The following is a 16,680-nucleotide window of genomic DNA, read 5'->3' as shown; positions in this document are numbered from 1 at the left end:
ATACAATGGCACAGGCACAAGAAACACAGGAACAGGAACCAAAAAAGAAACCAAATAAAGTTATCCCTATTATATTAGGCGTATTACTTATTGGTGGTATCATTTTCGGCATCAAAGAATACTTATACTTTGGCAAACACATCGATACTGATGATGCCCAGATTGACGGCGATATAAGCCCGGTAGTTGCCCGCGTTGGCGGCTATGTTGACTCTATTTATTTTGAGGATAACGTACACGTAACCGTTGGTCAAACTTTAGTTAAAATTGACGACCGCGATTACAAGGTTAAATTAGAGCAGGCACAGGCAGCACAAGTAGGTGCAAGTGCCGGCATTAACGTTAACCAATCACAAATTTATGCTACACAGGCAAACTCATCAGGCGCCAGGGCGCAGGTTGAATCAAATGTTGCCCGTTTAGATAAAGTTCAAAAAGATTATGCACGTTATGCCGACCTGATTAAGGATGGATCAGTAACCCAGCAGCAATTTGACCAGGCCAAAGCCGATCTTGATGTAGCGAAGGCTAACCTTAGGGCATCACAGGATCAATACAAAGCCGCGGTTGAGCAAATTGGTACTACACGCAGCCAGTTAAAGGTTACCAACACAGGTGTAAGCCAAAAGCAGGTTGATATTGATTATGCTAAACTGCAATTAAGCTATACTACTATTAAAGCGCCATCAAGCGGCCTGGCTGCTAAAAAGAGCGTTCAGTTAGGTCAGCTGGTACAGGCAGGGCAAACATTGTTCAGCATAGTAAATGATAACAGCTTATACATTACGGCCAACTTTAAAGAAACTCAGCTGAACGATATGAAAAACGGACAGAAAGTTGAAGTGGAAGTTGATGCTTACCCTGATATGAAACTGGAAGGCCAGGTATACAACTTTAGCCCTGCTACAGGCGCTAAGTTCTCTTTACTGCCACCAGATAATGCAACCGGTAACTTTGTAAAAGTAGTACAACGTGTACCTGTTAAAATTAAAATAACCGCCGATAAAGCTACCATGGATAGGTTACGTCCGGGTATGAGCGTAAAGGTTTCTGTAATTAAAGGATAAATAAAATGGCTGAAACAGGCTTTAAAAAATGGATCATCACCATTACGGTTATCATAGCTTCGTTACTGGAGCTTATTGATACCACAATTGTGAACGTATCCCTGCCCGATATACAGGGTAACCTTGGTGCCACCCTGGAAGATATTGCCTGGGTAATTACCGGTTACGCTGTTGCAAACGTAATTGTACTCCCGATGTCAGGTTGGCTGGGGAGCCGTTTCGGGCGTAAAAATTACTTCATTACCTCCATTATAGTGTTTACCATTGCCTCGTTTTTATGCGGTAATGCAACCAACTTAAATGAGCTGGTAATGTTCAGGATATTGCAGGGTATTGCCGGTGGTGGTTTAATATCAACCTCGCAGGCTATTTTGATAGAAACCTGGCCACGTGAGCAAATTGGTACAGCTACAGCATTATTTGGTTTAGGTGCGGTAGTAGGCCCAACTGTTGGCCCAACCATAGGTGGTTATATTACCGACCACTCTTCATGGAGATGGATATTTTATGTAAACATTCCGGTAGGTGCCCTTGCAGCGTTTTTTGCTTACACCTTTGTGCGCGAAACACCCAAAGATGAAAAAGGTAAACCTGTTGACTGGTGGGGTATTGGCTTGTTAGCAATAGCTGTAGGTAGCTTACAAACTATATTGGAGAAAGGTGAATCTGAAGATTGGTTTGCCACGCCTTATATAACTGTATTAACTATTACTGCCATATTAGGATTGATCCTTTTTATATGGCGCGAAATGAGCATCGACTACCCTATTGTAAATTTCAGTATATTGAGGCACCGGAGTTTTGCTGTAGGGATGTTCACCTCCTTTATTCTCGGTTTCGGGTTGTATGGATCGGTGTTCGTGTTCCCGGTATTTTGCCAGAACCTGCTTGGTTTTACGGCACAGCAAACGGGCGAGATCCTGTTCCCCGGCGGGTTATGTACCATAGTAATGATGCCATTTATTGGTAAAATGCTCAATAAAGGTATCCCGGCGCAGTTTATGGCAACCGCGGGTATGTTCCTGTTCTTTGTATTTACAACGATGCTCAGTAATTCAACACTGGCCATGGGTACAGGAAACTTCTTTATTCCGCTGGTGATACGCGGTATTGGTATGGCCTTGCTATTTGTACCATTAACTACACTTGCTATTGCTGACCTTAAAGGGCCCGAAGTTGGGCAGGGTACAGGCTTAAACAATATGATGCGCCAATTGGGTGGTTCATTTGGCATAGCAACCTTAACTACCGTTATCCACATACGCCAGGGGGTGCACCGCCAAAATCTGTTAACAAACATTACGGCAACCAACCCGGCCTTTGTTGAACGCTACAACGCTGCACTGCATGGGTTTATGGCAAAAGGGCACTCCATGATGGATGCAACCCGTATGGCCTATGGTGCTATTGAGGGCGCACTAACCAAACAGGTGCTATTATTAACCTATGATGATGCTTACTGGATCTCGGGTTTAGTGATGCTGTTTTCAATACCATTGCTTTACCTGCAGCCGTTCAAAAAATCAAACGTTAAAATCCCTGTGGACGCACATTAAAACGATAAAAGCCGTTCCACTATTACCTGGAACGGCTTTCCCCAAAAAAAATTAACAATTAAAATTTAATAACTCGCCCCGAGGTACAATTGATTTAATGAAAAATTAGTGTAATCGAGGTTTGTTTAATCTTAGGCATAAATTTAGAAGTTTTTAATTAACAAACACAAATTAAATTCAGTAATAAACTGTTATTTATGAAAAAGGCATGAAATTTTTAAATCTCATGCCTTTTCTGTTGAAATTAATAATTAAAGCCTTAAAAAATAACTTTCCCGGTAGCTGTTACCAATGATGCAATACGTATGGCATCAAAAATACGCTCCTCGGTAGTAGCCAATTTTATCAATGAATCTTCGTGAGAATTTACGCACATTTCGCAACCGTTAACGGCTGATACTGCAAGGCTCATCAACTCAAAAAATTCTTTACCTGTTACAGGTTTCATCATCAGCTGCATACGAATGCGGGCAGGAATCTGGGTGTATTTTTCCTTTTGAGTAAAATGCCTGAACCTGTAAAACACATTATTGCACGCCAACAGAGATGCACAGCCAACAGCCTCAGCAATTTCGGCAGCGGTTGCTTCCTGCGCTTCTGCGTATTTAGTAAAATAAGCAGTTAGCGGCGCGTTGTTGTTATTTACAGCGATGCTTAAGCCTAATAGAGCACACTCCTTAGCACTTAGCTGCGCAGAGGTAAGAATGCTTGTAAAATTAAGTTTCAGATCGCGCAGGTAGCGTGACTCACCTTTTTCCAGCAGCGTAAGGCTGTTGGTACGATAATCTTTATCTAATCCAATACTTTCCAGTATTTCCTCGATCACTTCGGTACTTTCGGTCATTATATTTATTTTGAGCTTAAAGCAAAAAGCCGATAGCTTAAAGCTTTTAGCGAAATTTGATTGTTGTAATTCGTTTAAACCATTTAGGCAGCCTTTTAACAGCTGTCTAAATCTATTTCCTGACGTTTTTGTAAAAAACTTTAAAACGTCATTTCATCATTCCGAATTTTGCAAAAACACAAAGGCAAATAAGACCTGTGTCTTTTTAAACAGCATTTAGGCTTTCGGCCCTATGCCTTCTTCTTTCAGCTTATACACAGCTTAAAAAGAAATCCCCGCACAATGATTAATTGTACGAGGATATATATTAATAGGGGTAATTAAACGGTAAGGGTTTCCTGGCCTTTTTCCCAGTTACATGGGCAAAGCTCGTCAGTTTGTAAACCATCAAGTACACGTAAAACTTCTTTAACGTTACGGCCTACGCTCAGGTCGTTAACTGATACCCAACGGATGATACCTGTAGGATCGATAATAAAAGTTGCACGGTAAGCAATTTTTTCTGTTGGCTCCAAAATACCAAGATCTTCGGCTAATGATTTTGAAGTATCAGCCAACATTGGGAATTTAAGATCGCGCAAATCATCATGATCGCGTCTCCAGGCAGCATGAACAAATTCAGAATCTGTAGAAGCACCAATTAAACGGGTTTCACGGTCGCGGAACTCGCCATAGTTTTTGTTGAACTCAGCAATCTCAGTTGGGCAAACAAAAGTAAAATCCTTTGGCCACCAGAACATTACTGTCCAAACGTTATCATCATTTACAAGATACTCAGAAGTAAGTGTTTCAAACTCTTTTCCTTTTTCAAGACTTGTTACAGCAGTTTTAGAAAATTGAGGGAATTTTTGTCCTATCGTTAACATATTTGTTCTTTTTTTATTAGATATGCAAATATACTGATTTATAAGTCAGCGTTTCATACTAAAAATCTATACGATATAGATTTTATTGATATACATATTAAACATCATCTATTTTAGCTATTTACAAAAAACAGGCAATTTTATAAATGTTTTTTTGCGGTTCATTAATATATCTATATTGGTATCATGAAAACCAAACCTGTCGTTATTGTTGTTATAGCAGTTATTGTTATAGCTGCCTGCGGATTCCTCTTTATCCGGAGCAAAAATTTAGTATCACCAAAAAAGGGAGAGATCACGCAGTTTTTAAATGCCTTTAACGTGCAGATTAAAGCAGGCAATATAGATTCGGCCAGTTTGTACTTTGAAGACAAGCAAAAAAGTAAGCTTGTAAAAGTACTGTTAAGCGTGCTTACTAATAAAACCAATACCGGTGGTAAAGCGAAACCTATATTTAAAGTAAGCTTAAATACCGAAGACGCCCTTATTACAGTTGTAAACCCCGAGTTTGCAACAGCTTTGGTAGTTACAAGCTTTAACCACGACAACCTGCCAACAGAAAAATCATCCCTGTTATTCACTATTCATAAAATAGATAACAAACAATATAAAATAACCCAGGTAAACGCTACCGACTTTGTTAAAGATTATATTGCCTACCAAAATAAAGTGGTTAACAAAACCATCCCCGAAAAAGATATTTATAGCCCAATTACCCTTGCCGCGTTTAAAACTGCCGAACAGTTAAAAGCACGCTATGATAGCGTAGTATGGTTTGATCATATAAACAACAAAACATATTACTATGTGGTAAAAGGTAAACTACCCGAAAACTTCTACTACCAGGACGACCGTAAAATCAACCACGATGATTTTAAAATAGGACTTGTAAATCCAGAGCTGAAGGAAATCATTCCGGCGGAGTACGACCTGATACATAACATCAACGGAACCATTGAAGGGCTTATTGAGGTTGAAAAAGCCGATAAAAGAGGGCTTTATAACCTCGACGGTAAACTGGTAGTACAGGTTGAATATGACCAGATCTATCCATTAAAAGCAGGAGATAATTTGGCCGTTTTAAAAAATGGAGAGAATTTCTTTTACCTTAAGGCAGACACCACACTATCAGAAAAAATAGCTGATTTTAAGATAGCAGATATTGTTTCGCAGATTAAAACCCTTGGCCAATCCTATACGCTAACTGAAGAAAGCTCAAAAAACGTGATGGAATATAATTCACGAACACAAGGCACCTCGCTTATTATCCCGCCATCGTATCTCACCGGCCTGGAGATACTGCCTAAATTTATTGATTTCCCAAATCCGCTGAGGAAAATATTTAGTAATGAAGACGAGGATGGCGGTGAAGGCAGCCGCTCCATAGCCGTTGCCTTTGATGGTGATAAAAACGATGATGATGCCAATTGGTTCCAAAGTGCTTATTACACCATTGTTAATGATTACCTGGGCGGCAGAGGTGGTCTTTATACCAGCAAAAACCTACTCGTGGTTGATAAGAAGCATAACCAGATCCTGGGATTTAATACATCTATAGATTTAGGCGAAGGCGAAGGGTCCGGTTCCCTTTCCAGTACTTGTAAGGAAAGCTCTACAAGGGCAATTAACGATTCGCTGTTTGAGTTTAAATCTTCATCTTACTTTTACCAGCCCTTATTAAACGAAGATGAGACCCTGGAAGAAGGCCCATCCTATCATTATCTGCAGGTTAAGAACGGCAAACTGGTTGATTTAAAGTCCGAAAGGCTCTTCCCTACCCAATTTATAAAACTCGATGATTCATACCTGCAGGGCTGTTACACCATCTCAACGGGGCCATATCGTTCAGCAAAAAAAATAACTATGGATCATGTAAATCAATCCCTGCTGCAGTACATGAAAAACGAGATCTATGCATCGTACAAATACAAATTTAAAAACCAAAAGTGGAATGATGTTTTTGAATACCGTTTTTCACAAGGCGATACAACCCGCAACGCTAATGTAGATGATTCATTAACCACCATTGATAAATATAATATCAGTTTCATCAACAGTAAGCTAAACAGGCAAAAAACAAATACACTGGCAGCTAAATGAGTATTACCGGCCGGCTATTAAGGTACTTTGCATTTGTATGGATAGCCATTTTGAGTGTTGGCACATTTTACGAAAGCTTTGCCCATAACCATGCCTTCTTTTTAGGCTTTAAGCAGGCGGCCATTAAAACAGGCTGGTACATGCCTGCGTTTTACTGCCACATTTTTGCCAGTAGCATCATTCTGCTGGTTGGTTTTTTCCAGTTTTCAAAAAAGGTATATAATAACCGGCAACTGCATAAGGCACTGGGAAAAATATATGTTTTTGGAATTTTGTTTATTGCCGCACCGGGCGCCTATGTCATGACCTTGTTTGTTAACCGGGGCAATGGTGTTTTTGCGTCGTTTATGCTCCAGAATACCTTGTGGGTTGCATCAACACTGGCAGCATTCCTACTAATTAAAAATGGCAGGGTTGATGAGCACGTTAAAATGATGCGCAGGAGCTATGGCCTCGCCTTTGGCGCCGTAACCCTGCGCTTTTATATATTACTATTCCATGTTTTTGGCAATGGCGTTAACTTTAATAACAACTACATCATTATTGCTTTTTTAAGTTGGGTACCTAACCTCATATTGGTAGAGCTGATAAACCTATATGATAAAACAACCTACAAAACTGTGTAAAAATGTTATTATAAATAATAGCCTTGCAATCACTAAACAAGCTCATTGTACTGGCATAACCTGCTCTGTATAGCTCATAGTTTATACACGCTTTGGATAACAGTTATAATAATCATCTTATCCTAAATAAACTGTTGCTAAAATTCAATTAAACCCCTATTTTTGCCGGGGTTATAATACAACAAATATGAAACATCACGAAGAAGAGAAAGAAAACTTAGATTATATATACTACTTAGTAGCATTAGTATCGGGTATGTTTGTAGGCGCAATCATTGACAAGGGTTATACCTGGATCTTTGTTGGTGGTGTATTAGGTTTATTAACTGCCGCTTTCTTCCTGAATGTTATGGTTAGAGGCCGTGGTGAAAAGGCCTGATCCTGATCTGCCCTCATTTATAAGTAATTGGAACCAGTTTTACGGCATCGTAGTCGCATGGCTGGTTTTTTTAGTTTTTGTATTTTGGCTCATTACAAAGTCTTTTGAATGAGTTTACCCGACTGGATAGTTTTAGGCTTAACGCTCTTTTGCATCGTGCTTTATGGCATGTGGAAAAGCGGCAACAATAAAAACATCGATCAGTTTTTAATGGGCAACCGATCTTTGCCCTGGTACCATGTTGGGTTTTCGGTGATGGCCACCCAGGCCAGCGCCATCACTTTTCTTTCGGCCCCCGGGCAGGCCTATTCCGATGGGATGCGCTTTGTACAGTTTTATTTCGGTTTGCCGCTGGCCATGATTGTGTTATGTATCACCTTTGTGCCCATCTTCCACCGCCTTAAAGTTTATACGGCCTATGAGTTCCTGGAGCAACGGTTTGATTTAAAGACAAGGGCGCTCACCGCGTTCCTGTTCCTGGTATTGCGCAGCCTATCAACCGGGGTGGCCATTTACGCGCCAGCCATCATCTTATCAACTATTTTAAATATCAATACCGTTTATACCACCCTTTTTATAGGCGGGTTGGTGATATTTTACACTGTATATGGCGGCAGTAAGGCGGTATCATATACCCAGCTGCTGCAGATGAGCATCATATTTGCCGGCATGTTCCTGGCGGGCATATTGGTAGTGCATTTACTGCCACAGGGAGTAGGCTTTACCCATGCCATTAAAATGGCAGGCAAACTGGGCCGCATGAACGTAATTGACTGGAAATTTGATTGGGATAACCGCTACAATGTATGGAGTGGTTTAATAGGCGGCTTCTTTTTGCAGCTATCCTATTTCGGTACAGATCAAAGCCAGGTAGGCCGCTATTTAACCGGCAGCTCGGTAGGGCAAAGCAGGCTTGGGCTAATCATGAATGGCTTGATCAAAATCCCGATGCAGTTTCTGATCCTGCTGATAGGGGTATTGGTATTTGCTTTTTACCAGTTTAACAGGCCACCCATGTTTTTCAACAATTACGAGGTTGATAAGGTAAAACAAAGCAGCTACGCCACGCAATATAATTACCTGGACCAGCAATATACCCAGGCCTTTGAACAAAGAAAAGCAAAAGCAAACAACCTGTTAACAGCTATTGACAGCAAGAACCAAGGCCAAATAGATCATGCCCAGGACGACCTGAAACTGGCGGATATGCAGGCCCGCATCATCAGGCAGGACGCTATTGCGCTGATGAAAAAGAACAACGCCGCTGCCGATGATAATGATACCAATTACGTATTCCTCACTTTTGTAAAACAATACCTGCCAAAGGGACTTGTAGGGCTGCTGATAGCTATTATATTCCTGGCATCCATGGGTTCAACAGCAAGCGCGCTTAACTCACTGGCTTCAACAACCGTGATTGATATTTATAAGCGTACTATAAATAAAGATGCATCAGACAGAAACTACCTGCTTGTCTCGCGTTTAGCAACCGTATTTTGGGGAGTTGTATGTGTAATTATGGCCCTTTATGCCAGCAAACTTGGCAATTTACTGGAGGCTGTAAACCAGTTAGGCTCCTACGTATACGGAACGGTATTGGGAGTATTTGTGGTTGCTTTTTACATGAAACGGATAAACGGCACATCGGTATTTATTGGCGCCATTGTCAGCGAGGCAGCCATATTATATTTAGGATTAAGCAAAACAGTGGCCTATTTATGGCTCAACCCTATCGGGTGTTTTTTGGTGATGATTGTGGCTTATATCATGAATAAAACTATCTCTCAAAAAAGCCCGGTAGAAGTACCAGTGGTTTAATACTAAAGCTTCCGTCGCCAGCGATGGTCCTGTAATCTCTCCTTTTAAAAATTACTGTGTATAGGTGTAATTACCCATAAAAAAAGACCTTCTGCCAAATGCAAAAGGTCTTTTTTAAAGTTCTCCCTACCGGGGAGGACTTGGGTGGGGTTGTTAATCCTTCGCGTGATCCAGAGCTTCCTTATTCAAACGTGCGTACTCATCATCTTTGCTTGCTTTTGAAAGTGCTATACCTTCTTCTGCCGCTGCAATGGCGCCAGGTTTATCGCCTTTACGTAATAACAGGCGGGATTTCCATAGTTTATACCATGGGCCTTTAGGATCTATTTTCTCGGCTTCGTAAACCCAGCCTAATGCTTTATCAACATCTTTATTGTTCTCGTAATAGTATTGGATAGCATTAAAATAATAAGGCTTCCGGTCGCCCTTCATCAATTCATCAATGTTGGCGGTAATTTTTGCATCATCATCCGTTTCTAAATGGATCATGGCCGCGGTTTTGTCCCAAACAAGGTACAAATCGGTTGCTTTGGTGGTTGTGTTGGCAAAAGCCATGGTAAAGGTTTCCCTTTTTTCGCTTACGCGGATGGGCTTAATCACAAAGCGTAAAAAATCCTCACTTTGTTTGTAGCTGTAAGCGCCCCATTGCTTAACCACTTTATTTAAGATGATGGTCCACTCATTTTTTTCGGGGATACTGAAAAATGAATAAGTGCCAGCCGGTACACTGTGACCTTCAACAAGCACTTTTTCGGTAAAGGTGATGGTGGTGGCGGCATTTGCTCCTGTGCGCCAAACCTCGCCCCAGGGAATAATACTTCCAAAAATTTTACGATCCTTCACATTTGGGCGCGAGTAGGTGACGGTAATTTTTCCTAATCCAAAATCCTGGATAATAGTTTGCGTAGAACTGGCCTCAGGAATGCGCGGAATCTGGGCATAGCTCTTATAGCTCAAACACGCTAACAGCATGGTGGCTACCAGTAAGTAAGTTTTTCTCATGTTATGTTTTCGATACTAAGATACCAAATGTTTTTAATCGGGAAATATTGTGTTGGAGTAATAATATTGGTAATAGTTTAATGGACGTTTGGTGAATTGTGAATGGTTGATTAGGTGAGTGGCTTGTATTAAGAAATCTGCTTTCAAATCTAAATACTATGCAACTACTCACAAATCAACCACTCACTACTTACCAATTTATTACCTTTGCGGCTATGATTGATGTTGTATTAAGTAAAGGCAAAGAGAAAGCTGTTGTGCAAAAGCACCCATGGGTATTTTCGGGCGCTATTGATAAGGTAAAAGGGAAACCTGCAAATGGTGATGTAGTACGCCTGCTTAATGCCAAAGGCGATTTTATGGCCTATGGCTTTTACAACGATCAATCGCGTGTTGCTCTGCGCCTTTTAGAATGGGACGAGTCGGTTGAAATTAATGACGACTGGTTTCGCCGTAAACTGGCTACCGCGGTTAAAAGCCGCGCCAATGTGCTGGAAAATGGCACCAATACCTGCCGCCTGGTTTTCAGCGAATCTGATTACCTGCCAGGGCTAATTGTTGATAAATACGCGGGGCATTTGGCCGTACAGGTGCTTACATCGGGTATGGAGCGCATGATGCCTGTAATTATTGATGAGCTGCAAAAACTGTTGAACCCCGAAAGCATCTCGGACAAGAGCGATACCGCATCCCGCGCGCATGAAGGTATGGGCGAAACCGAAAATAAGGTTTTAGCCGGTAACCCTCCGCCCGAAATCGTGGAAGTGCTGGAAAACAATATAGTATACGGTATCAACATCACTGAAGGCCAAAAATCGGGCTTTTATTGCGATCAGCGTGATAACCGCCATATCCTGGCCACCTATGCAAAAAATAAAAAAGTACTGGATTGCTTTTGCTACACCGGCGGTTTTACTTTAAACAGCCTGAAGAATGGCGCAGCATCTGTAACCAGCGTGGATAGCTCGGCACTGGCCATTGAAACATTAAAAGAAAATATCCTGCTCAATAAACTTGATGCCGATAAACACACGTCCATCAAATCGGACGTAAACACGCAATTGCGCAAGTTTAGGGACGATGGCGAAAAATTTGATGTTATCGTACTCGATCCACCAAAATATGCGCCGTCGCGCTCTGCACTAACCAGGGCTTCCCGCGCTTATAAAGATCTGAACCGCTTAGGCATGCTATTGCTGAACGAAGGCGGCTTGTTAGCTACCTATTCCTGCTCCGGTGCTATGGATATGGAAACCTTTAAACAGGTAATTGCCTGGGCCGCCTTAGATGCCGGCAAACAGGTTCAGTTCATTTACCAATTTCACCAACCCGAGGACCACCCGGTAAGGGCATCCTTCCCCGAAGGGGAGTATTTAAAAGGGCTACTGTGTAGAGTATTTTAGGGAGAGAGCAAGAATTTTTAGGAGAGAGTCAAGACGGGAGAAAAGCACAGGGAAAAAATTAAAAGCATGGGTCAAGTGCGATTCCCTCCCTCGGGAGGGTAGGGAGGGGTTTCTGCGCCATGCAAGCAAAGCAGCTATTTCAATAGCCCCAAGTCAAACTCTTTAGGTAATTTAATTGCAGGACCATTCTTAACAACTTCAATTATTGTACTTTCTAAGGTTCTGATCACATTTAGCATATCGCTTTTCATTTTGCGGGCTAAGGCCTTTAGTTTGGGGTTATAGGGGATGATTTTGGGCATATCGTTTAAATCTATTAGAATATCGCTTCAGGAATATCGCTTCAAGAAACCCCTCCCTACCCTCCCGAGGGAGGGAATCGCACTGGCCCAATGCTTTTTTCGGAGCAAGAGCTTTCATCTTGATTCTTGAATCTTGATTCCTGACTCTTACTTCTTGATTCCTGACTCTTGATTCCTGGCTTTCTTCGCTCTCATTTTCAGATTCAGCATCTCTACCAACATCGAGAATGCCATGGCAAAATAGATGTATCCTTTAGGGATATGCTGCTCAAATGCTTCGGCTAATAGCGATACGCCTATCAGCAATAAAAAAGAAAGTGCCAGCATTTTAACGGTTGGGTGTTTGTTTACAAAGGCAGCTACGCTATTTGATGCCCACATCATGATGCCTACGGCTATTACAACGGCCAGGATCATGATCTCTACATGGCTGGCCATACCTACTGCGGTGATTACCGAATCGAGGGAGAAAACGATATCCAGCAGCATGATCTGTATAATGGTGGCTATAAAGCCCTGTGGTTTTACGTTTTCGCTGCCTTCTTCTTCGCCCTCTATTTTATGGTGAATTTCGGCAGTGCTTTTATAGATCAGGAACAAACCACCGACGATCAGAATAAGGTCGCGGCCGGAAATGGCCAGTTTTTCTACCCAACCGGCATCAGTAATACTTAACAAGTGGCTCAGGTTAAACAACGGTGCAGTAAGCGTCATCACCCAGCTAATGGAAAGCAAAAGCAATATCCGGGTAATCATGGCCATACCTAAACCTACCCGGCGGCCTTTAGCCTGCTGCTTTGCGGGCAATTTATCTGATAGGATGGATATAAAAACAATATTATCAATCCCTAAAACAATTTCTAAAAGGGTTAGCGTAACTAATGATATCCATGATTCGGCCTGGGTAAAAATCTCTAAATCCATAGGTGTGATGTGTTAAGCCCAAAAATAACAAAACCCCTGCCGTTTAGGGCAGAGGCTTGCGTAAAAGGGTAAATTTATTGATTAATCAAAGTTTACACTTCCGAAGGTGGAGTTGATGGTAATGGTTTTATCGGTACCGCCTTTACCAAAATGACCTTTATAATTTTTGGTCGGGTTAAATCCGCGTTCGCCATCTGCAGGAGTTTTACTGGTCAAACTTACATCGCGGTTGCCATAGTTAAAGCTGCCATAACGCACAGTTACATCAAAATCGGCAGTCTGATCGTCGCCCAGGCCAAGCTTGATGCTTGAATAGCTTGATTTAACAGACAGGTCTTTCAGGTTTTTATCAACACCCTCAATACTTATACCGCCCCCAAATTTAACATTGATGTTACCAGATGTTTTTATGCGGCCAATTTTTGCCGAACTGTAGCTCAGGTTTGCATTAAGCTTATCGCAATCACCAAGGCTTAGGCTGCCATAGGCAACATCAAGGTCGCTGCCGTTTAAGTTCCCGATGGTGGCATTGCCATATTTTACCTTGATCTGGTTACCGGGGTTACTCAGCGTTTTAGCCACCAGGCTCCCGAAGGAGTTATTGATAATGAGTTTGCCGCTCAGATCGGGCAAATCTGTACTGCCATATTTATTGCTGATAGTTAACGGACTTTTAGCCGGCATATACACCGTATAGTTCACTTCAATTGAACGTACCGAATTACGGCTCCCCTTAAAAAGCGAGCCCCATGAACCATTGCTGTCCTCATCAGAGCTGATGGTGGTTTTAAAGTAAACGCCATTGCCATCTTTACCGTCTTTGATATTTACATCATCCAACAGCTTTTGTGCTTTATCGTCGTTGTTGGTGGTCACTTTTATCTGCACATCAACTTTTACTTCATTTTTGTTCCAGGTGTTTACGATTACCTTACCAAACTTATTGTCGATATTTATCACATCATTAGCATCAACATTATAGCTTTTGCTATAGCTTTTGGTTTTTACTACTTCTTCAGCGCTTTGTTGCTGTTTGTCGTTATCGTCGTCGCTGCTATCATAGCTAAAGTTAAAGCTTTTATCAAAATCCTTAAATCCATAAGCAATCATGGGAGCTATATTGGTATCAAATTTATAGGCAAAGTTTAACATGCTATCGTTAAGCTTAAAGGCGAAACCTTTTAAGGTATCCAGCTTGAAATTTTTATCGAGCCCTTTGAAGCTTTTGTTGAATTTCTTCATGTTCAGCTTCATGGTTTTGTTGAATTTTTGCTTGTTAAGCGCGCTCATTTTTATTTGCAAGTCCTTCATTTTTATTTGAAGGTCTTTCATTTTAAGCTGATAGTCTTTGGAGTCCATGTCGGCATCATCGCTGTCATCCTCATCATCGTCAGTCTGGGCAACTTTAGGCGCAGCAGCAGGTTTGGCCGGCCTTGCCGGTTTAGCGGGCTTTTTTTGCTGTGCAAAACTTCCTGTACCAAGGGCCAATAAAATCATCAGCGCAAACAGGAAGGGGTTAAATATTTTTGATTTCATCTTTTTGATCTTTATTAGTTTCGTTAAACTGCTCTATTACATTTAATTGCTGACTAAGCACCTCGGTTTGTATTTGCAAGTTCCGGATCATTGCACGTAAAACACGTTCCTGGTTAGGGCTGGTGGCTAAATCATTATTTAGTTTTTTATAAGTAGAGTCCATTTTGGCAATCTCGGCAGTAAACTCCTTAAACAGTTGCGGATCGCCTTTTGAGGCTGCCTTCAACTCAGTAAGCTGGGTTTCAACCAATGATGCATAGTGTATTTGTTGTTTGGCATACTCTGGGTTGATAGCAGCCAGGTCAACGTTTTTTGGGCCTTTTTGGCTTTGGATATACACCCCGAAACCTATGCCCATCACCACGATGATGGATGCGGCCACCTTTAGCACAAAAGCGAGCGAAAAGGTTTTGGCTTCGCGCTTTTTTGGCTCCGCCTCCAGCACGTTTAAACGCGCCTCTATTTTACCCCACAGATCTGCCGATGGCTCGATCTCGTCAAAATCGTCCTGATTGTCTTTCATGAAATCTTCAAATCGCTTGCTCATATCACTTTTCCCTTTCTGCTTAAAATTTCCATTAGTTTTCTTTTAGCTCTCAAGAACTGGGTTCTTGATGTATTTTCTGATATATTTAAAATTTGCCCTATTTCTTCGTGGTCGTAACCTTCCAATAAGTAGAGCGATATTACAACCCGGTAACCATCCGGTAATTGTTTCATAGCTTCTTTTACCATTGTTACCTGGTATTGTATTTCATCATCATCGGCAGGCTCCTCATCGGGGATATCCTCCAAATGATTCCCATCCAGTTCTATCAGTTCCATTTTGCGTTTGCGCAACTGATTTATTGAACGGTTTACCACTATTTGCTTAAGCCATAAGCCAAAGGTGGTTTCCTGCCTAAAATCTTTCAGCTTATTAAATGCATCCAGGAAAGCTTCCTGTAAAACATCTTCAGCCTCGGCAATATCGCCCACTATTCTAAAGGCGACGTTCAACATCGCTTTAGAATATAGACGGTAGAGTTCATAGCAGGCTTTTTTACTTCCCTGCTTGCACTCAACCACCAGGCTGTAATGTTTATCTATGAATATTGCTTCCAAATCTGTTAAGCTTCAGTATAATAGACGCAGGCTATTTTACAACGTTGCACGAATGCTTGATTATTTTTGAACATTATCGATTTTACCGATAATAATGGATATAGCATCGTCAACTGAAGAAAAAAACTGCGTCATTGCGAGGCACGAAGCAATCTCCACGATGGCAGGGCGAATATGCAGGCTTAGCTTTTCTGCCTACTCTGTATAGTAGGGAGATTGTTTCGTGTCTCGCAAGGACGTATTGGATTTTGAGGCGTGTGGGCCTGTCAGTCTGAGCCTGTCGAAGACACGTGCGGAGAGGCCTTTGCCCACTATCCTTCGACAGGCTCAGGATGACAGCCTTTTTTGTTACGTCATTGTCCCTTCACAGTTCACCGGATTTTAAAACTCACAGCTATGACGTGAAAAAAACAACATTAAAGAAATGCTATCATTTCAAAAACTCATCTACCGCCTTCACCGCGTTCTGATACCTGTCATCACCCGTGCCTGAGATCAGCACATATCTTGCGTTCAGGGCATCCAACTCTTTATACCAAACATCCATAAAATGTTCGCGCATGGTGGGGAAGTTGCGCAAGGGATCATCTTGCCAGGGCAGATCGATATTGAGGAGCAGATAGAGATCATAAGGGTGTTTGGGCAATTCATCCAATACCTCCTGCGGCGATTGGCCAAACATTTCGTCGCTCCAGATTTTTACGGTGATAAAAGTAGTATCACAGATCAATATTTTATTGGCCCGGGGCAGCAGTGCATCTTCCAGTTCCAACTGACCATAAAACATATTAATTTCATCCTGCCAGGTACAGGGATCTGTAAGCTTTTCGCAATAACCACGCGCATACTCGGGCACAGCAACCGTTTGGTAATGCGCCGCCAAATAATCAGACATAGTTGATTTACCTGTTGATTCTGGACCTACTACTGCTATTTTGAGAATGTTGTTCATGGAAATGAATAATAAACGATTGTCATTTCGAACGAGGTACGAGGAGAAATCTTGTACGAGATGCAAAATCCTTTAGCATACCGCATAAGATTTCTCTTTCGCCCCACCACTATTCCTCCCCTTGCTCAATCGAAATGACAATTTTCTTTTATTAAAAACTTGTGTACACACAGTAACCCTTGGGAGAGGGGTGCGGCCGTC

General features: G+C 41.7%; 16 protein-coding genes. 7 read left to right on the top strand and 9 right to left on the bottom strand.

Going from position 1 to position 16,680, the window contains the following annotated elements:
• Positions 1 to 5: 5 nt before the first annotated feature.
• A complete protein-coding gene (locus AC1DYB_RS23460) occupies positions 6 to 1,067 on the top strand; it encodes an HlyD family secretion protein (RefSeq protein WP_477438463.1) in 1,062 nt (353 codons plus the stop codon).
• A 5-nt stretch (positions 1,068 to 1,072) separates the two neighbouring features.
• Complete coding sequence (locus AC1DYB_RS23455) at positions 1,073 to 2,623, top strand: DHA2 family efflux MFS transporter permease subunit (protein ID WP_477438461.1); 1,551 nt, start codon at positions 1,073 to 1,075, stop codon at positions 2,621 to 2,623.
• 259 nt (positions 2,624 to 2,882) lie between these two features.
• Here AC1DYB_RS23455 and AC1DYB_RS23450 read toward each other — a convergent pair whose 3' ends face one another.
• A complete protein-coding gene (locus AC1DYB_RS23450; RefSeq protein ID WP_477438459.1) occupies positions 2,883 to 3,467 on the bottom strand; it encodes a carboxymuconolactone decarboxylase family protein in 585 nt (194 codons plus the stop codon).
• Between the two features lie 320 nt (positions 3,468 to 3,787).
• A complete protein-coding gene (locus tag AC1DYB_RS23445) occupies positions 3,788 to 4,333 on the bottom strand; it encodes a peroxiredoxin (protein WP_295716455.1) in 546 nt (181 codons plus the stop codon).
• A 186-nt stretch (positions 4,334 to 4,519) separates the two neighbouring features.
• Here AC1DYB_RS23445 and AC1DYB_RS23440 point away from each other — a divergent pair, with 186 nt between their 5' ends.
• From AC1DYB_RS23440 to AC1DYB_RS23425, 4 genes are all read left to right on the top strand, one after another.
• Positions 4,520 to 6,433: a WG repeat-containing protein gene (locus AC1DYB_RS23440; RefSeq protein WP_477438457.1), complete on the top strand. Its 1,914-nt coding sequence runs from the start codon at positions 4,520 to 4,522 to the stop codon at positions 6,431 to 6,433.
• On the top strand, positions 6,430 to 7,059 hold the full coding sequence (locus AC1DYB_RS23435; protein WP_477438455.1) for a DUF2306 domain-containing protein: 630 nt from the start codon (positions 6,430 to 6,432) through the stop codon (positions 7,057 to 7,059). The genes AC1DYB_RS23440 and AC1DYB_RS23435 overlap by 4 nt, the downstream gene beginning before the upstream one ends.
• Before the next feature lie 187 nt (positions 7,060 to 7,246).
• Positions 7,247 to 7,438: a hypothetical protein gene (locus AC1DYB_RS23430; RefSeq protein ID WP_295716460.1), complete on the top strand. Its 192-nt coding sequence runs from the start codon at positions 7,247 to 7,249 to the stop codon at positions 7,436 to 7,438.
• Positions 7,439 to 7,546: 108 nt separating this feature from the next.
• Positions 7,547 to 9,256, top strand: a complete 1,710-nt coding sequence (locus tag AC1DYB_RS23425; protein WP_477438453.1) for a sodium:solute symporter family protein — start codon at positions 7,547 to 7,549, stop codon at positions 9,254 to 9,256.
• A gap of 153 nt (positions 9,257 to 9,409) precedes the next feature.
• On the opposite strand, the gene AC1DYB_RS23420 is transcribed toward AC1DYB_RS23425, so the two are convergent.
• Positions 9,410 to 10,258, bottom strand: a complete 849-nt coding sequence (locus tag AC1DYB_RS23420; RefSeq protein WP_295716463.1) for a DUF2911 domain-containing protein — start codon at positions 10,256 to 10,258, stop codon at positions 9,410 to 9,412.
• A gap of 215 nt (positions 10,259 to 10,473) precedes the next feature.
• Here AC1DYB_RS23420 and AC1DYB_RS23415 point away from each other — a divergent pair, with 215 nt between their 5' ends.
• Entirely contained in the window at positions 10,474 to 11,661 is a 1,188-nt protein-coding gene (locus tag AC1DYB_RS23415) for a class I SAM-dependent rRNA methyltransferase (protein ID WP_477438513.1), read from the top strand.
• 134 nt (positions 11,662 to 11,795) lie between these two features.
• Here the strand turns inward: AC1DYB_RS23415 and AC1DYB_RS23410 are convergent, their stop codons facing one another.
• From AC1DYB_RS23410 to AC1DYB_RS23385, 6 genes are all read right to left on the bottom strand, one after another.
• Positions 11,796 to 11,963 carry a hypothetical protein gene (locus AC1DYB_RS23410; RefSeq protein ID WP_477438451.1) on the bottom strand — a complete coding sequence of 56 codons (168 nt, stop codon included), beginning with the start codon at positions 11,961 to 11,963 and terminating at the stop codon, positions 11,796 to 11,798.
• A gap of 147 nt (positions 11,964 to 12,110) precedes the next feature.
• Positions 12,111 to 12,887, bottom strand: coding sequence for a TerC family protein (locus tag AC1DYB_RS23405; RefSeq protein ID WP_477438449.1), 777 nt, complete (start codon positions 12,885 to 12,887; stop codon positions 12,111 to 12,113).
• A gap of 81 nt (positions 12,888 to 12,968) precedes the next feature.
• Entirely contained in the window at positions 12,969 to 14,423 is a 1,455-nt protein-coding gene (locus tag AC1DYB_RS23400; protein ID WP_477438447.1) for a DUF4097 family beta strand repeat-containing protein, read from the bottom strand.
• Positions 14,404 to 14,970, bottom strand: a complete 567-nt coding sequence (locus tag AC1DYB_RS23395; RefSeq protein WP_477438445.1) for a hypothetical protein — start codon at positions 14,968 to 14,970, stop codon at positions 14,404 to 14,406. The genes AC1DYB_RS23400 and AC1DYB_RS23395 overlap by 20 nt, the downstream gene beginning before the upstream one ends.
• The gene (locus tag AC1DYB_RS23390; protein WP_295716471.1) at positions 14,967 to 15,527 is read right to left on the bottom strand and encodes an RNA polymerase sigma factor; all 561 of its coding nucleotides are present in this window, start codon (positions 15,525 to 15,527) and stop codon (positions 14,967 to 14,969) included. The genes AC1DYB_RS23395 and AC1DYB_RS23390 overlap by 4 nt, the downstream gene beginning before the upstream one ends.
• A 430-nt stretch (positions 15,528 to 15,957) precedes the next feature.
• The gene (locus tag AC1DYB_RS23385) at positions 15,958 to 16,479 is read right to left on the bottom strand and encodes an AAA family ATPase (RefSeq protein WP_477438443.1); all 522 of its coding nucleotides are present in this window, start codon (positions 16,477 to 16,479) and stop codon (positions 15,958 to 15,960) included.
• Positions 16,480 to 16,680: the final 201 nt, after the last annotated feature.

The sequence above is a fragment of the Mucilaginibacter sp. P2_A4 genome, from assembly GCF_056405015.1.
This window is presented reverse-complemented; position numbering and strand designations above follow the sequence as displayed.

Excerpts from the sequence above, each read along its gene's own strand:
- AC1DYB_RS23425 (WP_477438453.1), top strand. The coding sequence starts at position 7,547 with ATGAGTTTACCCGACTGGATAGTTTTAGGCTTAACGCTCTTTTGCATC.
- AC1DYB_RS23395 (WP_477438445.1), bottom strand. The coding sequence starts at position 14,970 with ATGAGCAAGCGATTTGAAGATTTCATGAAAGACAATCAGGACGATTTT.
- AC1DYB_RS23430 (WP_295716460.1), top strand. The coding sequence starts at position 7,247 with ATGAAACATCACGAAGAAGAGAAAGAAAACTTAGATTATATATACTAC.
- AC1DYB_RS23405 (WP_477438449.1), bottom strand. The coding sequence starts at position 12,887 with ATGGATTTAGAGATTTTTACCCAGGCCGAATCATGGATATCATTAGTT.
- AC1DYB_RS23410 (WP_477438451.1), bottom strand. The coding sequence starts at position 11,963 with ATGCCCAAAATCATCCCCTATAACCCCAAACTAAAGGCCTTAGCCCGC.
- AC1DYB_RS23450 (WP_477438459.1), bottom strand. The coding sequence starts at position 3,467 with ATGACCGAAAGTACCGAAGTGATCGAGGAAATACTGGAAAGTATTGGA.
- AC1DYB_RS23400 (WP_477438447.1), bottom strand. The coding sequence starts at position 14,423 with ATGAAATCAAAAATATTTAACCCCTTCCTGTTTGCGCTGATGATTTTA.
- AC1DYB_RS23385 (WP_477438443.1), bottom strand. The coding sequence starts at position 16,479 with ATGAACAACATTCTCAAAATAGCAGTAGTAGGTCCAGAATCAACAGGT.
- AC1DYB_RS23445 (WP_295716455.1), bottom strand. The coding sequence starts at position 4,333 with ATGTTAACGATAGGACAAAAATTCCCTCAATTTTCTAAAACTGCTGTA.
- AC1DYB_RS23435 (WP_477438455.1), top strand. The coding sequence starts at position 6,430 with ATGAGTATTACCGGCCGGCTATTAAGGTACTTTGCATTTGTATGGATA.
- AC1DYB_RS23460 (WP_477438463.1), top strand. The coding sequence starts at position 6 with ATGGCACAGGCACAAGAAACACAGGAACAGGAACCAAAAAAGAAACCA.
- AC1DYB_RS23455 (WP_477438461.1), top strand. The coding sequence starts at position 1,073 with ATGGCTGAAACAGGCTTTAAAAAATGGATCATCACCATTACGGTTATC.
- AC1DYB_RS23415 (WP_477438513.1), top strand. The coding sequence starts at position 10,474 with ATGATTGATGTTGTATTAAGTAAAGGCAAAGAGAAAGCTGTTGTGCAA.
- AC1DYB_RS23440 (WP_477438457.1), top strand. The coding sequence starts at position 4,520 with ATGAAAACCAAACCTGTCGTTATTGTTGTTATAGCAGTTATTGTTATA.
- AC1DYB_RS23420 (WP_295716463.1), bottom strand. The coding sequence starts at position 10,258 with ATGAGAAAAACTTACTTACTGGTAGCCACCATGCTGTTAGCGTGTTTG.